Raw genomic sequence first — 18,536 nt, 5'->3', positions numbered from 1 at the left:
AGATCAATCCAGAGTGTTGAGTCGGGTGACTTCTGAATACCCGAGTTTGGTAATCAATTGGGTTAGAAGCATTTGTGTTACTTCAGACTGGTCCAGATCTTCAACCAGTGCTTCTAATTGTGTCATCGCCATGCCCGCATAGCCGCATGGGTTGATTCTTAAGAATGGCTCCAGGTCCATCGCCAGATTCAAAGCCAGGCCATGGAAGGAGCAACCACGCCTCACTCTGAGACCCAATGAGGCAATTTTACTATCATCGACATAAACGCCTGGCGCATCAGGTTTAGCATATGCGTCAATCTGATAGACTTTCAGGGTATCGACTACGGCATCCTCCATAATGGAGACCAGCTCGCGTACACCCATTTTTTTACGTTTCAGGTTTAACAACAAGTACACAATAGCCTGACCCGGTCCGTGGTAGGTCACCTGCCCACCGCGATCAACCTGCACCACCGGGATATCGCCCGTTCCGAGCAGGTGTTCCTCTTTACCCGCCTGCCCCTGTGTAAATACAGGTTCATGCTGTAAAGACCAGATCTCATCAATCGCCTGATCATCTCTTTCATTGGTAAATTGTTGCATCTGCTGCCAGGTGGGCTCGTAAGGTAACAGTCCCAAGTCTCTGACGATTAGCTGGTCAGCAAGCATCAGATCACCATCTTGACGCGATCAGATGCGATAAGGGCTTCGTGAAGCGCTTTAAGATGATCCACACCCTGCGCTGTAATCTTAAAGCGAACAGATTGGAAACTGCCCTTGCGGCTATCCTGAATACTCACAGTCGTGAGATCAAAGTCAGGCACATGAATCTTCACGATCTCTATAACATGACTGCAAAAATCATCACTGTTTACTCCAACCGCTTTGATCGGGTAATTCGGACAGGGAAATTCAATTTTAGGTGGTTCTTGTTGCTGTTTATCAGTCATAAGCTTTAACAAAAGTAAGTGGTTACTGACCTGTCATCAATTTACGTTGAAATTCCGTAAAGAGCTCAAACATTTTCTGCCATACAGGCCCTTTATTGCCATCTCCAATCGGGTGGCCATCGACTTCGACTACCGGAATAATGCCACGTGTCGAACTCGACACCCAGACCTCATCAGCTGCCAGCATCCGTTCATAATCGATGTCGATCTCCTGATACTGGATCGCGTGCTCATCAGCCAATTCCAATATCAACTCACGGGTGATACCACCCAGAATCTCTGAGCTCCGTTTCGGGGTAAATAAAACCCCTCTTTTAACCAGAAACAGATTACAGGCAGAACCCTCTGTAAGTTTGTCATCACGAGAGAATAGAGCTTCCTCAACCCCTTCATCTTTAGCCTGCTGCAGTACCAGTATATTCGGTAGCAAGCAGGTCGATTTGATATCACAACGGTGCCAACGGAGATCCTCAGTCACTATCGCCCTTAGGGGAGTAATCTCATCTGCACCCGCTTGCCAGATATCCTTTATGGGAGAGCAACAGGCAAATACTGTAGGTTCAAGGCTATTATCATACGCATGGCTGCGCTTACCTGCACTTCCTCTGGTCACCTGTAGATAGACGGACAGATTTCCCCCTCCGTTCTGCTCAACAAGCTGATCCATGATTGCGTGCCAGTTACACTCATTCTTTATTCTAACCGCACGCAGACTATGACCCAGTCGCTCTATATGCTCCTCCAACCGAAAGCCAACACCACGGTAATATGGAATCACTTCATAGACGCTATCCCCAAACAGAAAGCCTCTGTCAAAGACAGAGATTTTGGCTTCCTCTTCAGGTATAAACTGACCGTTAAGATAGACTATGTTCATAACACCAAAACGTAAATGCCCACATCTAATGCTTTAGATGTGGGCATCCCTGCGAATTTAAAGTCTGTGAAACAGACGATTAACCGATCAAACTGGTAAAAAACAGTAGAATGGCATGCCAGATACGCTTGATAAATCCAGCTTCTGGGATCGCATCAAGTGCAACCAGCGGAATCTCTTTAACAACATCACCATCCAGAGACACTCGAACCTGACCCAGCGTATCACCTTTCTCGATAGGCGCTTTGATCACCCGGTTTACGTCCATTATAGCCTGAAGTTTATCCGCCTGACCGCGAGGGATCGTTACTGATAGCGTTTCATCGATACCCAGACGTAGCTGATCACTCATACCTGACCAGACTTTAGTTGTATTCAGAACAACATTCCGCTCATACAGTTTATGCGTACGATAGTAGCGGAATGCATATGAGAGCAACTTCTGGCTTTCACGCGCGCGCGCCTCGACATTTTTAGTTCCAAGCACAACCGTGATCAGGCGCATACCATCACGTTTAGCGGAGGCTACCAGACAGTAACCTGCCGCTTCGGTGTAGCCTGTTTTCAGACCATCTACGGTCTTATCACGCCAGAGCAACTTGTTACGGTTTGGCTGACGGATCTTGTTGTAGGTAAAGTACTTCTCCGAATAGATCGGATAGTTCTGAGGAAAGTCCTGAATAATCGCTTTTGCCAGAATAGCCAGATCATATGCTGAGGAGTAATGCTCCTTGGCTGGCAATCCGGTTGCGTTCATAAAGTGGGTATTTTTCATCCCCAACAGACGGGAATGCTGATTCATCAGATCCGCAAAAGCCGCTTCACTGCCGGCAATATGCTCCGCAGCTGCGACAGATGCATCATTGCCTGACTGAATGATGATCCCCTTCATCAGATCGCCCAGACGCACCTGCGTACCTTCGCGAATAAACATGCGGGAACCTTGTGTTCTCCATGCTTTTTCGCTGACCAGAACCAGATCATCTTCACCAACATTCCCTTTATTCAGCTCATACTCGAGAATGTAAGCCGTCATCATTTTCGTCAGACTGGCGGGCGCAAACTGCTCATTTTCATTTTTTGCTGCAATGATCTTACCGGTATCTGCATCCATGACCAGATACGCAGTCGCTGCTATCTGTGGCTCAGCCGGAATCAAACGGGTTACCGCCTGCGACTGCAGAGTAAATAGCATCAAAAAAAGAACTGATAATAACTTTGAAGCCTTATTCAACATTGTTTTCCATATTCAGTTAATGAGTTTCATTAAATCCACTTAGCGCCGCCAACAACTCTACTTAAGCACTTAGGGGAAGTCCACAACCCGAGGAGTTACAAAGCCTAGCTGTTCAATCTGGGTTACCAGATCAGACAATGACGTTGAGCTGAGAAGCGGACCAACCTGTACCCGGTGCAAAACACCACTATTTGTTGTCAAAGGGCGAATTATAACGGCTAAATCAGTTAGCTGCTGACGTAACTTTCCCTCTACCCTTTCAGCTGAAGCTCTGCTTGAGTAGGCTCCCACCTGAAGATACCGGCCCTCAACACTCACCGTTGGTGTACCTGCCGGCTTGACGGCTACTACCTGATCGGAACGCTGCCAAGCACGCGGATCTATCGCCTCCAACCGCACGTGGGCTGTGCCTTTTTTAAGCATGCCGAGTTTTGAAGCGGCCGCATAAGAGAGATCGATCAATCGGTTTCCATGAAATGGCCCGCGATCATTCACCCGGACAATCACTTGGCGATTGTTCGCCAGATTAGTGACTTTTAAGTAGGTGGGTAAAGGCAATGCTTTATGGGCCGCCGACATCTTATACATATCATAGACTTCACCATTAGAGGTTTTGTGCCCATGAAATTTACGACCATACCAGGATGCGGTTCCCGTTTCTGTATACCCCAATGCGTGGGGCATCACATAGTACTGTTTACCCAAAACCGTGTAGGGACTTTTATTCCCACCTCTGCTCTTAGGCTCTACCCGTGGTACAGCATCTTTAACATGGGAAACATCCACCGGCTGGTCAGGCGCCTTATCATGACGCATCGAATAGCGTCCACTATTACTCCCTGTAGAAGAGCAACCCACCACAAGCACAGAGATAAGAATAACTATCAGATATCGGAACATGTTTCGGTATGTCCTGTTTCTTAAGTTAATGAGTTACGTCTGTTTTAACGAGGCTCTGTTCGTACGCTGACTTAATCTGCTCACTTAACCGGTAAACCGCCATCGCATAGAGCTTACTATGGTTATAACGGGTAATAACATAGAAGTTATGCAAACCCAGCCAGTATTGCTGATCTTCCCCGATTGTAAGACGCATCAGAATCGCTTTTCCCTCATCGGACAGTGTCAGTTCTGGCGTCACACCACGTTCCCGCCATTCAGCCAATGTTACTTTCGGAATTAGCCCTTTACGTCCCACACTAAACCAGCTGTCATCAGCTTCCTTTGCAAAGTTCACAGGGCTGATGACCGGCTCTCCACTCTTCCAGTGATGCTCCGCAAAGTAGTTCGCAACACTGCCAATAGCATCCGTTTTATTACTCCAGATATCCCGCTGGCCATCCAGATCAAAATCGACAGCAAAGTTACGGTAACTGGATGGAATAAACTGCCCATACCCCATAGCACCCGCGTAGGAACCCTTCAAAGCAGTAAAATCCAGTTTCTCTTCCTGTACCAGATGCAGATACTCTTTTAACTGACCCAAAAAGAAAGCACTACGACGCGGATAGTCAAACCCCAGTGTCGCCAACGCATCTACAACACGGTAACTCCCGGTAATACGTCCATAGCGAGTCTCAACACCGATGATCGCTACAATAATTTCAGCAGGAACGCCGTACTTAGCCTCGGCATTGAGTAAGCTATCCCGGTTCTCTTTCCAGAATTTAACACCCTGACTGATCCGCTTGGGCTCAATAAAGATATTACGATATTCACCCCAGTTCAGGCTGCGCTCCGCCGGCCTTGAGATAGCCTTTAGAATTGAGGTCTGACGTTTTGCCTCTCCTAACACCTTGCGCAGATAGCTCTCATCGAAGCCTTCAGCTTTCATCTCAGCGATAAACTGAGCCGCTTGAGGGTAATCCAGATAGGACCCTCCACGCACCGAGGCCAAAAGCTCCTCCTGAGACATACGTTTCGACTTACTCACAGACGCAGAAGATTTTGCCTGATCACTATTTTTATCCGCTATCGCACTACAACCGGTTAGCAATAAACCCGCTGTAACCAACAGCGGCACCAGTAACCGTTTACCGCTCGTTCTATCTATCCCTAATTTCCTGCTCATCACTCTAGCCATAACAATTCCCTAATAACCGGCAAATACTCGCATAACACCGGAATAATTGAGTCAAAAACTACTTTAACAACATCGTTCGATAGCTGTGGACCGACATGATCATGCCAAACCCAGCCATCAGTGTCACAATCGATGTACCGCCATAACTCACCAGAGGCAGAGGCACACCCACTACCGGTAAAAGTCCACTCACCATACCGATATTAACAAATACATAGACAAAGAACGTTAAGATCAGACTACCCGCCAACAAACGACCAAAACTATCGGGTGCACGCGCTGCGATCACCAAGCCCCGGGCAATAATCAGCAGATAGATTGTCAGAAGGAACATCACACCGATCAGACCAAGTTCTTCAGCGACGACTGCAATAATAAAATCGGTATGGGATTCCGGAAGAAAATCCAGCTGAGATTGAGTGCCACTCAGCCAGCCTTTACCGGAAACGCCCCCGGAACCGATCGCTGTTTTTGACTGGATAATGTTCCAACCGGAACCCAGCGGATCACTTTCGGGATCAAGAAAGGTTAACACCCGCTGCTTCTGATAGTCTTTCATCACCGCCCAAAGCCCGGGCAGTGCAGCAGCAGCCAAGCCAAATGCTGTCAGGATATAACGCCACAAGATGCCTGATAACAGCAGCACAAACACCCCTGATGCAGCGATTAACAGCGAGGTGCCCAGGTCTGGCTGTTTCATGATCATGACCGTCGGCATACCGATCAAAACCAAACTGATAATAATATGCTTAAAGCCCGGCGGCAGAGGGCGATGAGCCAGATAGAATGCCACCGTCAAAGGGAGGACGAGCTTCATAATTTCAGATGGCTGAAAGCGGAATCCCGGTAAAGCGATCCATCGCTGTGCCCCTTTTGCCCCAACGCCAAATAGCAGCACCCCGACCAGCAACCCCACCCCTATCACATAGAGCCAGGGAGCCCAGCGACCTAAAAAGCGCGGCGTCAGCTGTGCAAGAAATATCATGACGACAAAACCCGCACCCATACGGATCGCTTGTCGGGTCACATAGCCCATATCCTGTCCGGATGCACTGTAAAGGACAAACAAGCCAAACCCGCAAAGCAGAATCAGAAGGAACAGTAGCCAACCATCAAGGTGAGTATAACTCCACAAGCTGGGGCGCTGGCGCAGGTGATCATGCGCTTCTGGCATATAACGTTGAAATTCACGCCCCATCATTCGGCACTGCCCTCACTCTCCTGTATCGGATCAATCCCTAAAAGGTAAGCATCCATCACCTTCCGGGCAATAGGTGCGGCGGTCGATGATCCACCGCCACCATTTTCAACAATAACCGCTATAGCGATCTGCGGATCGTCAATGGGAGCAAATGCAACAAAGAGGGCGTGGTCACGATGGATCTCAGCCAGCTTTTCAGCATCATACTTCTCATCCTGTTTAATCCCGACAACCTGAGCGGTTCCGGTTTTCCCAGCGATCTCATAAGCTGAGTTAGCCCCAGCGCGTCGTGCGGTACCTCTCTCCCCGTGCATCACCTCACGCATTCCATGAATGATGTCATCCCAATGTTTTTCATTATTGAGTGCAACATCTTCAGGAGGCAGCTTGATACCTGAGATGTCGGGCATATCAATTGAGATTTCGCCCATCTCATCAACAGTCTGAACCCCTTTTAACATTCTTGGGACCGCCCATTTTCCCCGATTGGCAATCACAGCCGTGGCTGTCGCCAGTTGCAACGGGGTCGCCACCAGAAATCCCTGTCCGATACTCAGGTTCAGAGAGTCACCGGTATACCATGATGCTTTGCGGGCCTGCTTTTTCCACTCTTTAGAGGGCAAAATAGCGCCCAGAGCTTCCGGTAGATCAAGACTGGTTACCGATCCAAAGCCGAAACGCCCCAGGTAATCCGACATCGGATCCACCCCCATCTTATGGGCCACACTGTAGTACCAAACGTCACAAGATTGAGCCAGGGAATCGTACATATCAACCTTCCCATGACCTCCCCGTTTCCAATCTCGATATTTCCTGCCTCCATGCGTCAGGGTATAGAAGCCCGGATCAAAGATGGTATAGCCAGGAGTGACCGCTCCGGAATCGATCGCAGAGAGTGCGATGATCGGTTTTACCGTCGATCCGGGTGGGTAACGCCCGCGTATCGCACGGTTAAACAGCGGCAGATCACTGGATTCTCGTAGTGCATTATAATTTTTCGATGAGATACCCGTTACAAACATATTGGGATCATAGGCAGGTGTAGAAACCATCGTCAGGATCCCGCCTGATTTGGGATCAATCGCAACCACTGAGGCCCTACGACCCTCCAGCAGTTTTTCAGTTATCTGCTGCAGGCGAAGATCCAGATGAAGCATCAGATCACTTCCGGGTTTTGGATCAGTGCGCTCCAGTACCCTCATGACTCGGCCCCGGGCATTGGTCTCAACTTTCTGAAAGCCAACTTCGCCGTGCAACTGATCCTCATAAAATTTCTCGATACCGAGCTTGCCGATGTAGTGAGTCGCCGCATAGTTGGTTTCATCAACCGCTTTCAACTCCTTCTCATTGATTCGACCCACATACCCCATCGCATGTACCAATGATTCCCCATAGGGGTAGTAACGAATCAGCTCAGCCTCAACTCTGACCCCCGGAAGGCGGTGATAATTTACCGATATTTTGGCAATCTCCTCCTCCGACAGGCGGAACCGAACCGGGACAGATTCGAAAGAGCGGCGACGCTGACGCAAACGCTTCTCAAAGCGCTCGATCTCACGATCACTAATAGGGATCAGCTTTCTCAGATCAGCAAGGGTCTTATCCAGATCCTTAACTTCCTCTTTAAGGATGGTCACACTGTAGCTGGGGCGGTTATCGGCGAGCAGAACACCATTACGGTCGTAGATCAGCCCACGCGTGGGCGGGACCGGCTGCAGCTGTACACGGTTATCTTCTGACATCGCTACATAGCGGTCATATTCCACTACCTGTAGGTAATAGAGACGCCCCAACAGGACTCCCAACAGCACCACGACAATTACAAACGCAAGTAGCGCACGTGCAGTAAAGGTGCGACTCTCTCTCGAATGATCTTTTAACCGTTCAGCAGCCATAGCAAACTGGTTCTTCTACTTGTGGTAAGGGTGTCCCTGAATGACAGTCCAGGCTCGATAAAGTTGCTCAGCCAGCAGTACTCGTACCAGTGGGTGCGGGAGAGTGAGTGCAGAAAGTGACCATTTCTGATCCGCCTGCGAGGAGCAACGCGGATCCAAACCGTCGGGCCCGCCGATCAGCAGACTGATATTACGACCATCCATCCGCCAATCTTCAACCTGAGCGGCGAGTTTTTCAGTCGACCAGTTTTTGCCTAGCACTTCCAGGGCGATAATCCGATCGCCCTTAGGGATGGCAGCCAACATCTGGTCACCTTCCTGTTTTTTAGCCCGTGCGAGATCGCTACTTTTGCCACGATGCCCCAGAGGAATTTCAACCATCTCAATCTGGAAATCAGCCGGCAGGCGTTTGACGTATTCGTTGTAGCCCTCATTGACCCATGAGGGCATTTTACCGCCGACGGCAATAATTCTGATCTTCATACCAGATCAGGCATCCGCTTCAACGCCCCAGAGGCGCTCAAGGTCATAGAAAGAGCGGGCATCTGGCATCATGACATGCACTACCACATCCCCCAGATCGACCAAAACCCAATCATTAGCAGCCTGCCCTTCAGCCCCTAAAGGCATTAAACCAGCTTCCTTCACCTTAACAATCACCTCTTCAGCCACCGCAGCAACATGGCGTTTTGATGTACCGCTGGCGATGACCATATAGTCAGTGACTGTTGAACGACCTTTAACATCCAGGTCGACGATCTCTTTAGCCTTCATATCTTCCAGTGCGGTGTGCACCAGTTCTAATACTTTTTCAGTTTGCATGTGTTCGCTTCAGTTAGTTAAACCGTATAAACGGTTATCTTGTATATATTGCCATACCGCATCAGGAAACAGATATCGGGGTGATTCTCCCCGAGCAATCGTCTCCCTGATCTGGGTTGCAGAGATTCCCAGAGGCGTTAGCTCGTGGAACAGTACCTTTCCAGCAGGTTGTGATAATACCTCTGCCAGGCATTCCACCTTATGCTGGTTGGTAAATTGGGTTAACAGTTGATCTTTTGGCTGTTCATAACCTGGACGCTTCACAACAATCAGATGGGCGTAATCGGTAAATCGCTCCCACTCATACCACTGTGTTAACGTCTGATATGAATCCATCCCCATCACCATACAGATCGGCCTGTCTGCTCCCATCTCCTGACGGAGCGATTGCAGGGTGTAAAGGGAATATGACGCTTTTACTGAGCTGATCTCCCGGTCATCCGCGCAGAGCTCGTTTTCACCAGCCACTGCGAGCCGGACCATCTCAAAACGCTGTTCAGACGTGCGCCCGGGCTCCGCCCGGTGCACAGGTGTTTTTGATGGAATCAGGCAGACCTGCTCAACGCCCATCCACTGACGAATTTCCAGTGCTGTTCTCAGGTGACCGTTATGGATGGGATCAAATGTCCCCCCCATAAACACAAACGCATCAGACTGCATCTATCGTTCAGCCTTATTGGCGGATATGACCGTCACCCAGCACAACATATTTCTCTGAGGTCAGTCCATCCAGTCCCACTGGGCCGCGCGCATGGATTTTATCGGTTGAGATCCCGATCTCAGCACCTAATCCATATTCAAAGCCATCAGCGAAACGGGTAGATGCATTGACCATCACAGAGCTGGAATCCACCTCCCTCAGGAATGAACGTGATTTGGTGTAATTCTCAGTGATGATTGAATCTGTGTGATGTGATCCATAGCGGTTAATATGACGAATCGCTTCATCCATACTATCCACCAGTTTCACAGACAAAATCGGTGCCAGATATTCAGTTGCCCAATCCTCTTCTGTCGCTGCATTAATGAAAGGCAGCAACGCCAGCGTTCGTTCACAACCGCGCAGTTCAACGCCAACGGCCTGATAACGTTCCGCCAGTTCAGGTAGGACTTCTGCTGCGATATTGGAATGAACCAACAACGTTTCCATCGTATTACAGGTACCGTAACGATGCGTTTTAGCATTCAGAGAGACATTGACAGCCTTACCTTTATCAGCCTGATCGTCAATATACACATGACAGATCCCATCAAGGTGCTTAATCACCGTCACTTTGGCATCACGGCTGATTCGTTCAATCAACCCTTTGCCGCCACGAGGGACAATAACATCGACGTATTCAGGCATGGTGATCAACTGGCCTACAGCCTCGCGATCGGTTGTCTCTACCACCTGCACAGCAGTTTCAGGTAATCCAGCCGCAGCCAGCCCCTGTTTAATGCATGCAGCAACTGCCTGATTGGAGTTAATCGCTTCAGAACCACCACGCAGGATTGTGGCATTACCTGACTTCAGGCAGAGACTAGCAGCCTCTACGGTAACATTTGGACGTGACTCATAGATGATGCCAATGACACCTAGCGGCACACGCATCTTACCCACCTGAATCCCACTTGGCAGGTATTTCAGGTCATTAATGGCACCCACAGGATCTGGCAGTGACGCCACCTGACGTAAGCCTTCAATCATGGTATCGATACGCTCATCTGTCAGCTCCAGGCGATCCAGCATTGCATCGTCCAATCCATTCTGACGGCCATTTTCAAGATCTTTAGCGTTTGCATCCTTCAATGCCGGTCGGCTGCTATCGATAGCATCAGCCATTGCCAGCAACGCCTGATTTTTCAGGTTAGTATCTGCTTTTGCGACTAAACGTGCAGCGTCTCGCGCCTGCTCACCCAGTTCGATCATATATTCTTGTACGTTCATAGCCGTCCTTCCTATCGATAAGCCGCTTATTATAACGTCAGCAGCAGTCCGGTCATACCTCTAATGTAATTGATATTCACCCTAGATGGGATGAGCTGTTATTATCTGCACCTGCATCCCAAATTGAGCTGATAAACATCCGTGACTGACTCTTCCAACAATCGCCTCTACCGTAGACATAACCTGGTATTTATCCTTGGGGTTATCCTGCTTTCAGGCTTTATGATCAGCGCACTGTATCTGTTTTTTGCCAGTTCACGTCAGGCAGAGAATGAGACCCTCAAACTGGGTGAAAGCCTCAGCAGCCAAAGTACACTACTGATCCGCCCACTGCTGCTGTCAGAGGATCGGGTCAGTCTGAATTACCTGCTGAATGAGCTGGAAGGTATCAGCTACATCAAAGGGCTACAGGTTCAGGATGACAACAGGATTGTGATTGCCCGGGCAGGCAGTTCCACACCCCTGAAGATAGAACAGCAGCTGTTCCAACAGGACAGAGCGATCGGCAGTGTCACTTTATGGCTCAACACTGTCCCGATTCATCAGATGCTCACACAACAGTTATGGCCTCTCACCATCATTTTTCTGGCAACCATCACGTTTGCTCTGACCCTGCTCTACTGGCTCTTAAACCGAATGCCAGAAGAGCAAACAACCTCTGGGTCTAAAGAAGATGAACAGGAGTCGGGCTATGAACTGAATTTTGAAGAGACTCTTGCGTTTCAGTCCGCACAGCAATCTACTCCATCAACGCTGCAAGAAAGACCTGTGCATGCTGAGCCCCTCGCTGAGGGCACAACAGAAGCAACACCACCTGACCAAGCTCCCTGTGCACAAACACTTCAGGAGCGCCAGGCATCACCTCAACCAGAGAGCGTCGATAAGCAGCAGAAAGGGAAAGCTGAAGATCAATACCACACAGAAGAGCTGGTTGATCTGCTCAAGCCTGCACATGATACAAGCCCCCAGATGCCTAAATTCGAACATCACCCTGAGGATCTGGAACCATCCGCTGAACTCAACGCCGAAACCCTAGTTTTTACGGATACAGAGTCGACCAGGGCTCCAAAAGAAGCACCCTACGCACCCAAAACCGAGAACCCACTGTTCAGGGAGCAGGCCGAAAGAGAGGAGGTACAACTGGACCTGTACTCATTTGAGCATGAACTTGAACTGATTCTGCCTCCTCAAGAAGCGATCTATCTGTTTTATATCGACAGTACCACGGCCAGCTCGGACAATATGTCTGCCGATGACAAGGCCACTCTGCTGAACGTGTATCACTATCTGGCCAAGCAGGTGGCAAGAATCTATAACGGGGAAGCCGAACAGCTGGATAATCATGATATTTTGCTCCGCTTTGAGCTGCATGATGATCATGACTCTCATGGAACCAATGCGCTATGTGCAGCGATGCTGTTCTCACTGCTCTACAAAGGCTTTAACCACTCCCGCATCAAAGGATTTCAGCCGGTCCTGAGTTTGCAGATGTCCCTCGCGAGAGGACATCATAACAAGTACGACCTGGTTAAAGAGGAGGCTCATTTCCTGACCCGAACCACACATAGTAATGAACTGATCAGTCATACTGCCCTGACAGAAGCTCCCCTATTGAAAGAAGCGATGCTGAAGGGTGCCGACATCCGGCGTGAAGATGAAGATAAAGTGCTGCTGCTAAAAGTGACTCCCAAGCATCAAACACTGCTGCAAAAACAAGCTAACCACCTGCTGACTAAGATCTTTAAAAAATAGCAGCCTGAATTCAGGCCTCCTGCAGGAAAACTCCGTTCTTACCGCTTTTTTTCACACAGTACATACGCTCATCCGCCACCCGGATTAACTGATCAATTTCAATACCCTCATCGGGGCAGTAAGCACCGCCTACTGAGCAGCTCACACTTAAACCATCGACGATATGATTATAATCTTCGTTCAACTCTTCCAGCAGCCGTTCAGCTAAGCGTTGAGCATCTGGCCAACTCTCACCGCACCTGATCATCACAGCGAACTCATCACCGCCAATACGAGCCACAAAATCACCCTCACGAAGCACGACGGTCAGACGCTTGGCGACCTCCACAAGTACCCGATCACCCACCTCATGACCATAATTATCATTGATCGCTTTAAAATCATCGACATCAACAAACAGCACTGACAGGGATCGCCCCTCCTGTACCGCTTCATCTAAGAGTCGCTGACCATTTTTCATAAAGGCTTTTCGATTAGCCACCTGAGTCAGTTCACAATGGTGCGCCTCATATGCCATACGCAGGTGATTTTCTTCAGCCAATGCAACCTGAGCAGACTTACTCTCCAGCGCCTGCTCAACCTCATGCTTCTCCTGCCTTAGGGAGATAAAGCGTCCAATAACACTGTGATAATGATAAGCAGCCATGATCACAAAGGGCATCGACAGCAAACCTAAAAGTAGCGCATTAATCAGCCCTGCGATCCGCTGGTTCATCTCACTACTAATGCTGTAGTTATATCGATAAGCTTCCTGTTGCAAGGCCCGGAATGCCTGAAGCGCAGCTTCATCATTCACCCTGACTTGGCGATCGATCTCCCCGCTACTTAGACCTACCCTGATCGCCTTTTCAGCGATCGTCAGATTGGCCCGATACTGATCCAGACCATCCGAGATGATCGCCAGTGATCGCTTCTCAACCGATGACAGAGGCAGTTTTGAGTAACGCAACAGTGCGGCATCGATTCTCTCAATATCCTGACTCAAACGTGACAGTAGTTCGCTATCTTTACGAAGGACGTAGTTCTTGAAATTATGGATGAAACCACCGTAACCCACCGCGCGATGTAGCTCTGAGAGCGCCGTGGTTCTTCCTTCAGAATGAATACTGTAATCATTCCAGGTCTGGCGTGTTTCCATCGAAAGGTAGAGCAGAAAGCACCCCATCAACAGGATACCAGCCAATAGAGTAGTCGCTAAAAACGCAATTCGTCGTCCATACCGTTTGCGAACCAAACGTCCATCCATGACGCTGACAACCTCAATAAGTGAATGTATAAAAAGTGCACAAGATCATACCGTCTGTTTGAAGTCGCATTCAATCGAGTAGCCACAACTTTCTTACGGTTAACTGATACACAGCAATATTCATAAAAAAACAGCTTTAGAAACAATGAGTTAATTTTTGAAAAATATTAAAAAACAAACATCCACTGGGCAATCACAAAAGCCAATTCTGTTTAAATCTATAAGTTTGGCAGGAATAATCAGTGGATAGGGGTGGGCGAACATCAAAAAAAGGGGCCTCCGGAACGAAAGCCCCTGTGAGAACGATTAACTCTCGATCGACGTTACCTCTTCGGAAGTCGGCTTAGTACTCACCTCAAGAGCATCAACTCGCTGATATCCGCGAGGTAGTTTATTCCCTCGCCTTCCGCGCTCCCCTCGATAGTGCTCAATATCAGCCGGCTTCAATTTCAAATGCTGACGCCCAGCATGCACCATCAAGGTATCGTTAGCACTCAATGTTGCAATAGCGATCACCAGCTCATCTCGGGAAGCAGCCCTAGCTGAAGGAATATTGATGATTTTATTCCCTTTACCCCGTGCCAGCTCCGGCAGGTCAGCCACCGGGAACACCAACAGGCGCCCCTCATTGGTAACCGCCGCCAGCAGGTCGGTTTCCATGGACTGAATCAGTAGAGGAGGCAGGATACGGGCATTTTTTGGCAGAGTTAATGCTGCCTTGCCGTTTTTCGTTTTACTGGTCAGATCACTCAGTTTAGTCACAAAACCATAGCCAGCATCTGACGCCATCAGTACCCGATCACTCTCTTTGCCAGCCACTGCAGCATCGATTGTAGATCCCTTTGGCAACGTAATACGCCCCGTGACAGGTTCACCCTGACCACGGGCAGAAGGCAGATTATGTGTATCCAGAGTAAAACTTCGTCCGGTCGTATCCAGCAGGATTGTCGGCTGATTCGTGCGCCCTTTGCAGGCGAGCTTGAAGGCATCACCGGATTTGTAGTTTAATCCGGCCGCATCGATATCGTGCCCTTTCGCAGCACGGATCCATCCCTGCTTGGAGATCACTACCGTCACAGGATCAGAGGAGAGCAGGTCCTTCTCACTAAAGGCCTGGGCTTCCTCACGCTCAACGATGGGTGAGCGTCGCTCATCTCCATACTTTTCAGCGGCATCCTTGATCTCCTGTTTAATCAGCTTACGCATCTTCGCGTCAGAGCCCAAAATCCCTTCCAGTTTTTTACGCTCTTCATCCAGTTCGTTCTGCTCCGACTGGATCTTAAACTCTTCCAGCTTTGCCAGATGGCGCAGTTTCAGATCCAGTATGGCGTCTGCCTGAACCTCCGTCAGCCCAAAGCGCTTAACCAGCTCCGCTTTTGGATCTTCCTCGTGGCGGATAATAGCAATCACCTCATCAATATTGAGGTAGGCCACCATCAAGCCTTCAAGGATGTGTAATCGATCCAGCACTTTCTCTAAACGATGCTGCAGGCGCTTACGGACAACACCGGTTCGCCAGCCAAGCCACTCAACCAGTATCTGGCGCAGATTTTTAACCTGTGGCTTACCATCAACGCCAATCATATTCATATTGACGCGATAGGTACGTTCAAGGTCGGTAGAGGCAAACAGGTGCGCCATCAGCTGTTCGATATCCACCCGGTTAGAACGCGGAATAATGACCAGCCGCGTAGGATTTTCATGATCCGATTCATCTCGCAGATCACTCACCATCGGCAACTTCTTCTGCTGCATCTGTGCCGCAATCTGCTCCAGAATTTTAGCGCCAGAAACCTGATGCGGAAGCGCAGTGATCACGATTTCACCCTGCTCTTTCACATAGACGGCACGCATACGAACTGAGCCACGACCGCTTTCATAGATCTTTTTAAGCTCCCGACGGGAGGTAATAATCTCAGCATCCGTCGGCATATCCGGACCTGGAACAATATCACACAGCTCATCCAGATCAGCTCGGGGGTTATCTAACAGGTGAACACAAGCCTGAGCCACCTCCCGGAGATTGTGTGGCAGGATATCTGTCGCCATCCCCACCGCGATACCGGTGGTACCGTTCAACAACACATTGGGTAAACGAGCCGGCAGGATAGAGGGTTCCCGCATAGTGCCGTCAAAGTTCGGAACCCAGTCAACAGTGCCCTGAGCGATCTCAGCGAGTAACACCTCAGCATAAGGCGCCAGACGAGACTCAGTGTAACGCATCGCGGCAAACGACTTAGGATCATCGGGTGAACCCCAGTTTCCCTGCCCATCAACCAATGGGTAGCGATAACTGAAGGGCTGCGCCATCAGCACCATCGCTTCATAGCAGGCAGAGTCTCCATGAGGATGGAACTTACCCAGTACATCACCCACTGTACGGGCTGATTTTTTGTGCTTAGCCGTCGCTTTTAATCCCAGTTCAGACATCGCATAGATAATACGGCGTTGAACCGGCTTCATTCCGTCCCCCACATGGGGTAGCGCACGGTCAAGAATGACGTACATGGAGTAATCCAGGTACGCTTTTTCAGTAAAATCTTTTAGTGACAGCCTTTCATTGCCGTCTTCAAAGGTGGTTTGTACCGTCATATTTCCGTTATACCACTCAATCTATTGATCTGTTTCGGAGCTGGGCTTAGCTGGCTAGATCTCTGCCAGATTACCTTTACTTTCCAGCCATTGCTTACGATCAGCCGAGCGTTTTTTCGCCAGCAGCATATCCATCACTTCATTGGTGCCATCACCCGGCTCAACCATCAACTGAACCAAACGCCGGGTATCGGGCGACATGGTGGTTTCGCGTAGTTGCAGCGGGTTCATCTCACCCAAGCCTTTAAATCGCTGCACCCCCACCTTGGCATTTTTACGTTCGGCTTTGATCCGCTCAAGAATGCCATCACGCTCCGCATCATCCAGGGCATAGTAAACCTCTTTAGCCACATCGATACGATAGAGCGGGGGCATGGCAACATAGACATGGCCGGCAGACACCAGCGGTTTAAAGTGGCGGACAAAAAGCGCACATAACAGCGTGGCGATATGCAATCCATCCGAGTCGGCATCCGCCAGAATACAGATCTTACCGTAACGTAACCCATCCAGATTATCTGAGGCGGGCTCCACTCCTATCGCTACTGAGATATCATGGATCTCTTGTGAGCCAAGCACTTCGGAGGAATCAACCTCCCATGTATTCAGGATCTTACCGCGCAACGGCATAATCGCCTGAAATTCACGTTCACGGGCCTGTTTAGCCGAGCCTCCTGCCGAATCCCCCTCCACCAGAAAGAGTTCCGACTGCATCGCATCACCGCCTGAACAGTCTGCCAGTTTTCCTGGGAGCGCAGGCCCTTGCGTAACTTTTTTGCGCACCACTTTCTTATTGGAACGCATCCGTTTCTGAGCCGTAGAGATCACCAGCTCCGCCAGTTGCTCTCCCTCTTCCACGTGTCGGTTTAACCATAGAGAGAAGGCATCTTTGATCGTTCCGGAGATAAAGGCAGCAATCTGACGGGAGGAGAGTCGCTCTTTGGTCTGCCCCGCGAATTGAGGATCCTGCATCTTGGCCGAGAGGACATAACAGCATTTATCCCAAACGTCGTCACCGGTCAGTTTGACTCCACGCGGTAGCAGATTCCGGAACTCACAAAACTCCCGCATCGCCTCCAACAGTCCAGTACGCAAGCCATTCACATGCGTTCCACCCTGCGCTGTCGGAATCAGGTTAACGTAGCTTTCGCAGGTCATCTCTCCCCCTTCAGGGAGCCACTGCACAGCCCACTCGACGGCATCTTCCTCACCCTGCAGGGAACCGGAAAACGGTTCAGCTGGCAGGACTTCGAAAACCTGAGTGGTACCTTTGAGGTAGTCCACCAGACCATCCTCGTAGTACCACTCCTCCTTCTCCCTTTTAGCACCTGTCAGATCAGTAAAGGTCATTTTCAGACCCGGGCACAATACCGCTTTAGCCCGCAGGTTATGCTTAAGTCGGGAGACACTGAACTTGGGTGAATCAAAATAGCTCGGATCCGGCAGGAAACGAACAGTTGTACCCGTATTGCGCTTACCACAGGTATCAATCACTTCAAGATCAGAGACCTTCTCACCATCTGCAAAACCAATTCTGTAAACCTGACTGTCACGCCGAACCTGCACCTCCAGTAGTTTGGATAGCGCATTAACAACCGATACCCCAACTCCGTGAAGCCCTCCGGAATAGTTATAGTTGTCGTTATTAAACTTACCTCCGGCATGGAGTTTACACAGGATCAGTTCAACCCCGCTGACCCCCTGCTCCGGGTGGATATCCACCGGCATACCACGACCATCATCCGTCACGCTCAGTGAATTGTCCTTATTCAGAACCACATCGATCTGCTTGGCGTGCCCCGCCAACGCTTCATCAACAGAGTTATCAATAACTTCCTGCGCCAGATGATTGGGGCGATCTGTTTCGGTGTACATCCCGGGACGGCGTTTTACCGGTTCCAGACCACTTAATACTTCAATGGAATCAGCATTGTATTGCTTTGACATCAATCGCGTTTCCTGTCGCTTA

16 protein-coding genes are annotated in these 18,536 nt (G+C 49.6%); 1 reads left to right on the top strand and 15 read right to left on the bottom strand.

Features of this window, described 5'->3' with window-relative positions; all coding sequences use genetic code 11:
• Positions 1–3: 3 nt before the first annotated feature.
• The 12 genes from lipB to Q0882_RS08665 form a co-directional block, all read right to left on the bottom strand.
• Positions 4–651 carry a lipoyl(octanoyl) transferase LipB gene (gene lipB, locus Q0882_RS08720; protein ID WP_299180265.1) on the bottom strand — a complete coding sequence of 216 codons (648 nt, stop codon included), beginning with the start codon at positions 649–651 and terminating at the stop codon, positions 4–6.
• On the bottom strand, positions 651–932 hold the full coding sequence (locus Q0882_RS08715; RefSeq protein WP_299180262.1) for a DUF493 domain-containing protein: 282 nt from the start codon (positions 930–932) through the stop codon (positions 651–653). Before Q0882_RS08715 ends, lipB begins: the two co-directional genes overlap by 1 nt.
• Positions 933–954: 22 nt before the next feature.
• Complete coding sequence (locus Q0882_RS08710) at positions 955–1,809, bottom strand: aminotransferase class IV (protein WP_299180260.1); 855 nt, start codon at positions 1,807–1,809, stop codon at positions 955–957.
• Between the two features lie 79 nt (positions 1,810–1,888).
• The gene (locus tag Q0882_RS08705) at positions 1,889–3,004 is read right to left on the bottom strand and encodes a D-alanyl-D-alanine carboxypeptidase family protein (protein ID WP_299180258.1); all 1,116 of its coding nucleotides are present in this window, start codon (positions 3,002–3,004) and stop codon (positions 1,889–1,891) included.
• Positions 3,005–3,115: 111 nt separating this feature from the next.
• Positions 3,116–3,946 (bottom strand): septal ring lytic transglycosylase RlpA family protein, encoded by an 831-nt coding sequence (locus Q0882_RS08700; RefSeq protein WP_299180256.1) that lies wholly within the window; start codon positions 3,944–3,946, stop codon positions 3,116–3,118.
• 25 nt (positions 3,947–3,971) lie between these two features.
• The gene (gene mltB / locus Q0882_RS08695; protein WP_299180255.1) at positions 3,972–5,129 is read right to left on the bottom strand and encodes a lytic murein transglycosylase B; all 1,158 of its coding nucleotides are present in this window, start codon (positions 5,127–5,129) and stop codon (positions 3,972–3,974) included.
• A gap of 58 nt (positions 5,130–5,187) precedes the next feature.
• The gene (gene rodA / locus Q0882_RS08690; RefSeq protein WP_299180252.1) at positions 5,188–6,330 is read right to left on the bottom strand and encodes a rod shape-determining protein RodA; all 1,143 of its coding nucleotides are present in this window, start codon (positions 6,328–6,330) and stop codon (positions 5,188–5,190) included.
• Complete coding sequence (gene mrdA / locus Q0882_RS08685; RefSeq protein WP_299180249.1) at positions 6,327–8,225, bottom strand: penicillin-binding protein 2; 1,899 nt, start codon at positions 8,223–8,225, stop codon at positions 6,327–6,329. Before mrdA ends, rodA begins: the two co-directional genes overlap by 4 nt.
• Positions 8,226–8,240: 15 nt before the next feature.
• On the bottom strand, positions 8,241–8,708 hold the full coding sequence (rlmH, locus tag Q0882_RS08680) for a 23S rRNA (pseudouridine(1915)-N(3))-methyltransferase RlmH (RefSeq protein WP_299180246.1): 468 nt from the start codon (positions 8,706–8,708) through the stop codon (positions 8,241–8,243).
• A 6-nt stretch (positions 8,709–8,714) separates the two neighbouring features.
• Positions 8,715–9,047 carry a ribosome silencing factor gene (gene rsfS / locus Q0882_RS08675; RefSeq protein WP_299180243.1) on the bottom strand — a complete coding sequence of 111 codons (333 nt, stop codon included), beginning with the start codon at positions 9,045–9,047 and terminating at the stop codon, positions 8,715–8,717.
• A gap of 9 nt (positions 9,048–9,056) precedes the next feature.
• Positions 9,057–9,707, bottom strand: a complete 651-nt coding sequence (gene nadD / locus Q0882_RS08670) for a nicotinate-nucleotide adenylyltransferase (protein WP_299180240.1) — start codon at positions 9,705–9,707, stop codon at positions 9,057–9,059.
• Positions 9,708–9,720: 13 nt separating this feature from the next.
• Positions 9,721–10,977, bottom strand: coding sequence for a glutamate-5-semialdehyde dehydrogenase (locus Q0882_RS08665; protein ID WP_299180237.1), 1,257 nt, complete (start codon positions 10,975–10,977; stop codon positions 9,721–9,723).
• A 141-nt stretch (positions 10,978–11,118) separates the two neighbouring features.
• Between Q0882_RS08665 and Q0882_RS08660 the strand changes: the two genes are divergently transcribed.
• Positions 11,119–12,729, top strand: coding sequence for a hypothetical protein (locus Q0882_RS08660; RefSeq protein WP_299180234.1), 1,611 nt, complete (start codon positions 11,119–11,121; stop codon positions 12,727–12,729).
• A 10-nt stretch (positions 12,730–12,739) separates the two neighbouring features.
• Here Q0882_RS08660 and Q0882_RS08655 read toward each other — a convergent pair whose 3' ends face one another.
• The 3 genes from Q0882_RS08655 to parE all read right to left on the bottom strand — a co-directional run bounded on the left by Q0882_RS08655 (position 12,740) and on the right by parE (position 18,514).
• Complete coding sequence (locus Q0882_RS08655) at positions 12,740–13,975, bottom strand: diguanylate cyclase (RefSeq protein WP_299180231.1); 1,236 nt, start codon at positions 13,973–13,975, stop codon at positions 12,740–12,742.
• A gap of 306 nt (positions 13,976–14,281) precedes the next feature.
• On the bottom strand, positions 14,282–16,567 hold the full coding sequence (gene parC, locus Q0882_RS08650) for a DNA topoisomerase IV subunit A (RefSeq protein ID WP_299180228.1): 2,286 nt from the start codon (positions 16,565–16,567) through the stop codon (positions 14,282–14,284).
• Positions 16,568–16,621: 54 nt separating this feature from the next.
• A complete protein-coding gene (parE, locus tag Q0882_RS08645) occupies positions 16,622–18,514 on the bottom strand; it encodes a DNA topoisomerase IV subunit B (protein ID WP_299180225.1) in 1,893 nt (630 codons plus the stop codon).
• Positions 18,515–18,536 lie beyond the last annotated feature (22 nt).

Origin of the sequence: uncultured Neptuniibacter sp. (assembly GCF_947498015.1) — a bacterium.
Taxonomy (GTDB): domain Bacteria; phylum Pseudomonadota; class Gammaproteobacteria; order Pseudomonadales; family Balneatricaceae; genus Neptuniibacter.
This window is presented reverse-complemented; position numbering and strand designations above follow the sequence as displayed.

Bases quoted from the DNA above. Each gene is read 5' to 3' on its own strand.
- Q0882_RS08710 (WP_299180260.1), bottom strand. From the start codon at position 1,809: ATGAACATAGTCTATCTTAACGGTCAGTTTATACCTGAAGAGGAAGCC.
- Q0882_RS08655 (WP_299180231.1), bottom strand. From the start codon at position 13,975: ATGGATGGACGTTTGGTTCGCAAACGGTATGGACGACGAATTGCGTTT.
- mltB (WP_299180255.1), bottom strand. From the start codon at position 5,129: ATGGCTAGAGTGATGAGCAGGAAATTAGGGATAGATAGAACGAGCGGT.
- lipB (WP_299180265.1), bottom strand. From the start codon at position 651: ATGCTTGCTGACCAGCTAATCGTCAGAGACTTGGGACTGTTACCTTAC.
- Q0882_RS08715 (WP_299180262.1), bottom strand. From the start codon at position 932: ATGACTGATAAACAGCAACAAGAACCACCTAAAATTGAATTTCCCTGT.
- rlmH (WP_299180246.1), bottom strand. From the start codon at position 8,708: ATGAAGATCAGAATTATTGCCGTCGGCGGTAAAATGCCCTCATGGGTC.
- rodA (WP_299180252.1), bottom strand. From the start codon at position 6,330: ATGATGGGGCGTGAATTTCAACGTTATATGCCAGAAGCGCATGATCAC.
- mrdA (WP_299180249.1), bottom strand. From the start codon at position 8,225: ATGGCTGCTGAACGGTTAAAAGATCATTCGAGAGAGAGTCGCACCTTT.
- Q0882_RS08700 (WP_299180256.1), bottom strand. From the start codon at position 3,946: ATGTTCCGATATCTGATAGTTATTCTTATCTCTGTGCTTGTGGTGGGT.
- parE (WP_299180225.1), bottom strand. From the start codon at position 18,514: ATGTCAAAGCAATACAATGCTGATTCCATTGAAGTATTAAGTGGTCTG.
- Q0882_RS08705 (WP_299180258.1), bottom strand. From the start codon at position 3,004: ATGCTATTTACTCTGCAGTCGCAGGCGGTAACCCGTTTGATTCCGGCT.
- rsfS (WP_299180243.1), bottom strand. From the start codon at position 9,047: ATGCAAACTGAAAAAGTATTAGAACTGGTGCACACCGCACTGGAAGAT.
- parC (WP_299180228.1), bottom strand. From the start codon at position 16,567: ATGACGGTACAAACCACCTTTGAAGACGGCAATGAAAGGCTGTCACTA.
- Q0882_RS08665 (WP_299180237.1), bottom strand. From the start codon at position 10,977: ATGAACGTACAAGAATATATGATCGAACTGGGTGAGCAGGCGCGAGAC.
- nadD (WP_299180240.1), bottom strand. From the start codon at position 9,707: ATGCAGTCTGATGCGTTTGTGTTTATGGGGGGGACATTTGATCCCATC.